At 70.4% G+C, this 7292-nt stretch carries 9 protein-coding genes; all 9 read right to left on the bottom strand.

Going from position 1 to position 7292, the window contains the following annotated elements; all coding sequences use genetic code 11:
* The coding region (locus QZ378_RS11530) for a histidine phosphatase family protein (RefSeq protein WP_291258367.1) at positions 1 to 300 on the bottom strand (300 nt) is incomplete at its 3' end.
* A complete protein-coding gene (locus QZ378_RS11535) occupies positions 291 to 647 on the bottom strand; it encodes a bifunctional adenosylcobinamide kinase/adenosylcobinamide-phosphate guanylyltransferase (RefSeq protein WP_291258368.1) in 357 nt (118 codons plus the stop codon). The genes QZ378_RS11535 and QZ378_RS11530, both read right to left, overlap by 10 nt.
* The gene (locus QZ378_RS11540; RefSeq protein WP_291258369.1) at positions 644 to 1411 is read right to left on the bottom strand and encodes an adenosylcobinamide-GDP ribazoletransferase; all 768 of its coding nucleotides are present in this window, start codon (positions 1409 to 1411) and stop codon (positions 644 to 646) included. Before QZ378_RS11540 ends, QZ378_RS11535 begins: the two co-directional genes overlap by 4 nt.
* A complete protein-coding gene (locus QZ378_RS11545; protein ID WP_291258370.1) occupies positions 1408 to 1929 on the bottom strand; it encodes a bifunctional adenosylcobinamide kinase/adenosylcobinamide-phosphate guanylyltransferase in 522 nt (173 codons plus the stop codon). Before QZ378_RS11545 ends, QZ378_RS11540 begins: the two co-directional genes overlap by 4 nt.
* 345 nt (positions 1930 to 2274) lie before the next feature.
* Positions 2275 to 3333, bottom strand: a complete 1059-nt coding sequence (cobT, locus tag QZ378_RS11550; protein WP_291258371.1) for a nicotinate-nucleotide--dimethylbenzimidazole phosphoribosyltransferase — start codon at positions 3331 to 3333, stop codon at positions 2275 to 2277.
* Complete coding sequence (locus QZ378_RS11555; protein WP_291258372.1) at positions 3330 to 4706, bottom strand: cobyrinate a,c-diamide synthase; 1377 nt, start codon at positions 4704 to 4706, stop codon at positions 3330 to 3332. Before QZ378_RS11555 ends, cobT begins: the two co-directional genes overlap by 4 nt.
* Positions 4703 to 5896, bottom strand: coding sequence for a precorrin-6y C5,15-methyltransferase (decarboxylating) subunit CbiE (gene cbiE, locus QZ378_RS11560; RefSeq protein WP_291258373.1), 1194 nt, complete (start codon positions 5894 to 5896; stop codon positions 4703 to 4705). The genes QZ378_RS11555 and cbiE overlap by 4 nt, the downstream gene beginning before the upstream one ends.
* Positions 5893 to 6636, bottom strand: a complete 744-nt coding sequence (gene cobK / locus QZ378_RS11565) for a precorrin-6A reductase (RefSeq protein WP_291258374.1) — start codon at positions 6634 to 6636, stop codon at positions 5893 to 5895. The genes cbiE and cobK overlap by 4 nt, the downstream gene beginning before the upstream one ends.
* Positions 6637 to 6692: 56 nt before the next feature.
* A partial coding sequence (cobJ, locus tag QZ378_RS11570) for a precorrin-3B C(17)-methyltransferase (protein WP_291258375.1) occupies positions 6693 to 7292 on the bottom strand: 600 nt, incomplete at its 5' end.

The following is a 7292-nucleotide window of genomic DNA, read 5'->3' on the forward strand; positions in this document are numbered from 1 at the left end:
CCACGCCTGATAGAGGGGGTCGTCCTTCAGCTCCTCGTGGTTCTTCCCCTCAAAGGGGCCGAAGTCGCTCTCCCGCAGCTCGTCCACCACCGTCATGGGCACCCCGGGCCACAGCAGCTCCGCCGTCCGGAGGCACCGCCGGAGGGGGCTGCGGTAGATGTGCTCCACCCCGGGCAGGGTGGGCCCCACCCGCCGGGCCAGCTCCTCCCCCTGGGGGAGCAGGGGCACGTCCAGCGTGCCGATAAACCGCTTCTCCAGGTTGCCCTGGGTGGTGCCGTGGCGGATCAAAATCAGTTCCATGGGCCCTCTCCTTTCAAAACCATGGGCAGGCCGCAGAAGATCCGCTCTACCCGCTCCGCCCGCTTCGCCAGGCGGCAGCACAGCCGCCCCACCTGCTCCCGCCGCTTTCGCTGCGCCGGATCCACCGGCACCACGCCGCAGCCCACCTCATCGCAGATCAGGACGATCTCCGGGTTGGCGGAGAGCAGCTCGTTCTCGTCCAGCTCCGGCCACTGCTCCAGCCCGGCAAAGATGGGCTTTGTGCGGGCCTCCTCCGGGGTGCGGGCCACCTGGTCGGGGCCGCACCCGGTCTTTTCCAGGGCGTAGTCCAGCTTGCCCTGGCCCGCGCCGCCGATGATGAGAATCATACCAACACCTCAATCCGCTGGGCCACTACCGCCCCCAGCACCATGCCCAGCTCGCAGAGCTGGAGGAAGAACCCGGCCAGGTCACCGGTAACCCCGCCGAACTGCCGTTTGGCGGTGGCCACATAGTACACACACGCCAGGGCCGCGCCCGCCAGTACCCCTACCCCCGTCCAGGGGGACAGGAATACCATGGCCGCAGCGGCGGCGATGGCCCACACCGCCAGCACCACCCTCGCCCTGGCCGCGTCCATGGGGCCGGTGAAGGTGGCCAGCAGGCCGGTGCCCCGGGCGTTGGGCAGGGTGACGGCGAACAGGCCGGACAGGCTTCGGGACAGCACCGGCCCCAGGCCGAGGACCAGGGCGGTCCGCCCCGCCGCCTCCACCTGGCACCAGGCGGCGAAAAACACGAGCAGATACAGCCCGCAGCAGATGATAGCGAAGGCCCCGGTGTGGGAGTCCTTCAAAATCTCCAGCTTCTTCTCCCGGCTCTGGTGGGAGGACAGGGCGTCGCAGGTGTCGCAGAAGCCGTCCAGATGGATGCCGCCGCTGAGGGCGATGGGGAGCAGCAGGGCAAAGGCGGCGGTGAAGATGTCCCCGAAGCCCAGCCAGCGGGCCAGAGCCAGCCACAGCCGCAAGGCAACCCCGATGAAGAGCCCCACCAGGGGGAACCAGCACAGGGCCCAGGACAGGGCCTTTTTCTCCCAGTCCACCCGGGGCATGGGCAGCTTGGAGTACATGGCAAAGGCGATGATGACAGATTTCACGGCTTCTCCCCCTTCCAGGCCACGGGAATTCCGCAGACCACCTCGTACACCCCGTCGGCCCGGGCGGCCACGGCCCGGTTGAGCCGGGCCAGCACGTCCAGATAGGCCAGGGTGTCCGGGTCGTAGTCCATCCCGTCGGAGAACAGCTCGTTGGTCACCACCACCAGCAGCCCGGCCTGCCCGGCGGCGCGGTCAATGCCCGCCAGCACCCGGTCAAAGGCCCCCTGACGGCCCTGCTCTCCGAAAAACTCGTTGGCGGTCAGGTTGGAGAGATCCTCCAGCAGGGCGGCGCAGCCGGAGGGCAGAACAGCATCCGCCAGGTTCTCCGGGCATTCCAGGGTTTCAAAGCCCTTCCCCGCCCGCATCTGCCGGTGCCGCTCCACCCGGCGGACGCTCTCCGCGTCCCACACCTTCATGGTGGCCAGGTACACCCGCTCGTCCAGGCCGGAGGAGGTGACCACCCCCTCGGCAAACTCCGACTTGCCGCTCCCCGCGCCGCCGGATACCAATATCAGCATGCGTGCACCTCCCATCGGCGGGGGCAAGCCCCCGCCCTACGGCCTCGCAGAGTTTCGCCGCCTCGCGGCGAAATCCAATCAAAATCTGTGCGGAGCAGGACACACCCCAGGGTGCCTTCTCTTGCCCCTACGGGGCAATTCACCTTGCGCGCCTGCACAGCACACCACTGCTTGCTCCGCCACCGGCGGGCAACCACCCGCGCAGGCGCGGGTGAGGGGGGTATCGCGGTCATTGTGCAGCCCATAGGGCGGCGCGGTGACCGCGTATCTAGGGTCGAACCTGCCGGGGGCAGGTTCGATGGAAATCCAGCGTCAGCCGCCTTTAAGAGCCAGACAACGTCCCCCCTAGACTAAGGGCTGATAGGCCTCGATGTTCGTATCCTCAAAGGTGGTCATCTCCCGGTAGACGGCCAGGCCCATGTCCAGCAGGGGCATGACGGCCACGGCGCCGGTGCCCTCTCCCAGGCGCATCCCGGCGTAGAGGAAGGGCCGCAGGTTCAGCTCGGCCAGCACCAGCTGGCTGGCCGGCTCCTCGGAGGCGTGGGAGCCCAGCATGTAGTCCCGGCAGTCGGGGCACAGCCGGGCGGCCACCAGGGCGGCCACGGAAGAGATGAATCCGTCCACCAGCACGGGGGTATGGCACAGGGCGCCCCCCAGGAACACGCCGGCCAGCCCGGCGATGTCCAGGCCGCCCACCTTGTGGAGCACGTCCAGCACGTCGCCGGGGTCGGGCCGGTTCACCCGGACGGCGGTCTCAATGGCCCGGATCTTTCTCTGCAGCCCCTCGGAGGACAGCCCCGCCCCCCGGCCGGTCATATCCTCCACCGGCCGGTCTAGCAGCACGGCGGCCAGGGCGGAGGAGGTGGTGGTGTTGCCGATACCCATCTCGCCGGTGGCCAACAGCTTGACGCCCTGGCCGCACAGCTCCCGGGCGATCTCCACCCCCGCCAGGATGGCCTGGACGGCCTCCTCCCGGCTCATGGCGGGGCCCTGGGTCATGTTGGCGGTGCCCCGGCGGACACACTTCTGGCGGATGCGCGCCCCCATCACCGGGACGGCGGTGCCGATGTCCACCGGCACCACCTCCGCGCCTGCGGCGCGGGACATGGCGCACACGCTGGTGTCCCCGGTGGACATGTTCTCCGCCACGATGGCGGTGACCTCCTGGCCGGTCTGGGTGACCCCCTCGGCCACCACGCCGTTGTCGGCGCACATGACCACCACCGCCCGTCGGGAGAGATCCACGTCCGGGCTGCCGGTCATGCCGGCGATGCGGATCACCGCGTCCTCCAGTGCCCCCAGGCTGCCCAGGGGCTTGGCAATAGAATCCCACCGGGCCTTTGCCCGGTCCATGGCCTTCCGGTCGGCGGGGACGATCCCCTGAATGACTTCTTCCAGCGTCATGACAATGCCTCCTGATTGTTTTGACAGCGGCGGGCCGCCGCCACGAATCTCTGTGCCGCCGACCGCGCGGCGCAGAAGTGGAAATGGGGGAACCCGGCGTAGAGGGTGGGGGTGTGGTAGGCGCAGTCCCAGCCCCGGGTGCTCTGGGGCTTCTCCGCCCGGAAGGCGCTCCCCGGCGCGTCGGTGTCCCAGTAGTGGAACTCGTGGGCGGGGATCTTCGTCCCCGCCGGGCCCAGCAGGCCGTCGGTTTGGGCCGTCAGGGTGATGTACCCGAACCGGCCCAGCTTTCCGGTGTTGGCCGCCCGGCCGGGGAACACCCCCGCCATGGGCCACTCCCGGCCCTCCCCGTCGGCCAGGGTCTGATTTAAGTAGAGGAACCCGCCGCACTCGGCCACGGTGGGCAGGCCGCCCAGCACGGCGGCGCGCACCTCCTCCCGCATGGGGCGGTTGTCCGCCAGCGCCTCGGCGTACAGCTCCGGGTAGCCGCCCCCCAGGTAGAGGCCGCAGGTCCCCTCCGGCAGGCCCCCGTCGGCCAGGGGGGAGAACTCCACCAGCTCCGCCCCCAGCCGCTCCAGCAGGGCCAGGCCGTCGGCGTAGTAGAAGCAGAAGGCCTTGTCCCTGGCCACGGCGATGCGGGGCCTCCCCTCCACCGGCTCCGGCAGGGCCATGGGTTTGTCCTCCAGATCCGGGGCGGAGGCCGCCAGGGCCAGCAGGCCGTCGATGTCCACACTCTCCTCGGCCTGCTTTGCCAGGGCGGACAGCTTCTCCCGCAGCCCCGCCACCTCGGCGGCGGTGACCAGCCCCAGGTGGCGGCTCTCCAGGGCGCAGTCCGGCCGGTTGGGGAGAAAGCCGTAGACCTTTACACCCGTCTCCCCCTCGATGGCCTCCCTCAGCCGGGGGTAGAGCATGGGGGACACCCGGTTGAGGACCACCCCCGCGATGCCGCTGTCCGGCCGGAAGTCGCGTATGCCCTTCACCACGGCGGCGGCGGTGAGGGCCCGCCCCCGGCCGTCCAGCACCAGCACCGCCGGGGTGCGGGTGGTGCGGGCCAGATCCCAGGCGCTGGCCTCGGCGCTGAGGCCGATGCCGTCGTAGTAGCCCATGACCCCCTCGATGAGGGCCAGGCCGCTGTCCCGGCTGTTCTCCTCCAGCAGATGCCGGGTGGTGTCCGCCCCCAGGAAGAACAGATCCAGGTTGCGGCTCTTTGCCCCGATGATCTCGCTGTGGAACATAGGGTCGATGTAGTCCGGGCCGCACTTGAAGGCCACCGGGTTCACCCCCCGGTTCACCAGGGCCTGGAGGAGGGCGCAGGTCAGGGTGGTCTTGCCGCCCCCGCTGGCCGGGGCGCAGAGCAGCAGACGGGGCGCGCTCATGCCAGTCCCTCCCCGGAGAAGATCCACACCGGGTTCTGGGCGTCCATCAGGTGGTACCGCCCCGCCGGGCGGGTGCGGGTAACGGAGAGCTGCACCATGTCCGGGCTGCCCAGCCGGGAGAAGCACTTGGCCGCCTCCCCCACCGTCTCCAGGGTGACGGCGGTGCACACCACCCGGGCGGCGGGGTTCTTGCGGAACACCACCTGGAGAATCTCCTCCAGGCTGCCGGAGGTGCCCCCCAGGAACACCCGGTCGGGGGCGGGCAGGTCGGACAGGGCCTCCGGGGCCGTCCCCGCCACCACCTCCAGGTTGACGGCGTGGAACCGGGCCCTGTTCTCGGCCAGCAGGGCCAGGGCGGCGTCCTTCTTCTCCACGGCGTACACCCGCCCGGCGGGGCAGGACAGGGCGCACTCCACGGAGACGGAGCCGGTGCCCGCCCCCACGTCCCACACCACGTGGTGTTCCTCCAGCCGCAGCTTGGACAGGGCCAGAGCGCGCACCTCCTCCTTGGTCATAGGCACGTCCCCCCGGAGGAAGGCCCCGTCGGGCAGGCCGGAGCCGTTCCACGGCCGCACCACCGGGTCGGGATTTTCCGCCAGCAGGACGGACAGGTCGGCGAAGCTCTCCCCCGCCAGCTCCGCCGCCGTGCCGGTGACGATGCGCTCGTCGGAGTAGCTCAGCCGCTCTCCCACGGAGAGCCGGACCTCCCCCAGGCCCCGCTCCACCAGCTCCCGGCACACATCCTCCACCCTGGTGGCCCCGCCGGTGAGGGCGAAGGTCTTGACGCTGCGCTGGATCTCCCCCGCCAGGTTGTGGGCCCGGCCGTGGGCGCTGACCAGTTTCGCGTCCTGCCAGGTGGCCTGGATCCTGGCGCAGAAGTAGGTGAGGGAGGAGATGCCGGGCACCGTCTCCACCTCGTAGCTGCCCAGCAGGGGCCACAGGTTCTTGGCCCCGCTGTAAAACCCGGTGTCGCCGGACAGGAGGACGGCCACAGGGCCCTCCGGAGTCTTTCCGATGAACTCGGCGATGTCGGCGGCGGTGATGAGGGGCACACATTCGTGGCTCTCCGCCCAGGGCTCCAGCAGGCGGCGGGCCCCCACCAGCACGGGGCACGCCTGGATGGCCTCCAGGGCGCGGACCGTCAGGGTCTCCGGGTTGCCCATGCCCACGCCGATGAGATAGACCTTCATACGCCCGTCCTCCTTGCAATCTCTGCCTGAATCTGTTCCAGGGTCAGGCCGTCCTCCGCGCCGGGCCGCTCCACCACCAGCAGGGCGCAGCCGGCCTCTCTGGCGGCCTCGGCCTTCTCCCGGAAGCCGCCGTACCCCCCGGTGTCCTTGGTCACCAGCGTTTTGATCCGGTACTGCCGCAGCAGGGCCACGTTCAGCTCTTTGGAGAAGGGCCCCTGCATGCAGATGATGTTCCTGGGCGGAAAGCCCAGCGTCAGGCACCGCTCCAGGGAGTCCAGCATGGGCAGCACCCGGGGATAGCACCGCTCCGCCAGGCCGGGGACGGCGAAGTGGTGCAGCTCCTTGCTGCCGGTGGTGAGGAGCACATTGCCGGGCAGCTCCCTCAGCAGCGCCGCCGCACCGGCCATGTCCGCCGCCCGGAGGGTGCCGTCCCCCCCGCCGGACTGCCGCAGCAGCCGCAGCCGGGGCAGGCCCGCCGCCTCCGCCGCGGCGCGGATGTTCTCCGTCACCTCCACCGCGTAGGGGTGGGTGGCGTCCACCACCAGGGCGTAGCCCTGTGCCATCAGGGCCGCCATCTCCGCCCGGTCCATGCGGCCCACGTGGGCCTCCGCCCCGTCCGGGAGCAGGGTCTCCCCGTACTCTGTGGCCACGCAGACCGTGCAGGGGATGCGCTCTGAGAGCATCCACTCCGCCAGGGCCCGGCCCTCCCCGGTGCCGCCGAACAATAGGATTTTGTCCATCGTCCTCCTCCTTGTGTGCGGGCGTCCGTGGGGCGAGACGACCCGGCGCGCCCTCCTCAATTTTCCCGCTGGAGATAACCCCGGGGGGTGACCATCTTGCCGCCCAGCACCTTGGTCTGGCTGTTCCCCACAAACACGGTGGTGAACATGTCCACCTGGGTGTCCCGCAGCTGGCCCAGGGTGAGGAGGCCCGCCTCCTCCCCCGCCCGTCCGATGTTGCGCACGGTGCCGCAGACGGTGTCCGGGCTCTTGCCGGCGGCGAGCAGGATGTCGCAGGCCCGCTGGAGGTAGTCCGGCCGGCTCCTGCTGGCCGGGTTGTAGAGGCAGAGGACGAAGTCCGCCCGGGCGGCGGCGGTGAGCCGCGCCTCGATCTTCTCCCAGGGGGTGAGCAGGTCGGACAGGGACACCACGGCGAAGTCGTGGGTCAGAGGGGCCCCCAGCACGGCGGCCCCGCCGCAGGCGGCGGTGATGCCGGGCACCACCTCGATGTCGATGGGGTCGTACTCCTGGGCCACCTCGTAGATCAGACCCGCCATGCCGTACACACCGGAGTCGCCGGAGCACACCACCGCCACGCTTTTGCCGGTGAGGGCGGCCTCCACCGCCGCCCGGCAGCGGTCTACCTCCCGCCGCATGCCGGTGGACAGGGTCTCCTT

The organism is Flavonifractor sp. (assembly GCF_019422385.1).
Classification (GTDB): domain Bacteria; phylum Bacillota; class Clostridia; order Oscillospirales; family Oscillospiraceae; genus Flavonifractor; species Flavonifractor avistercoris.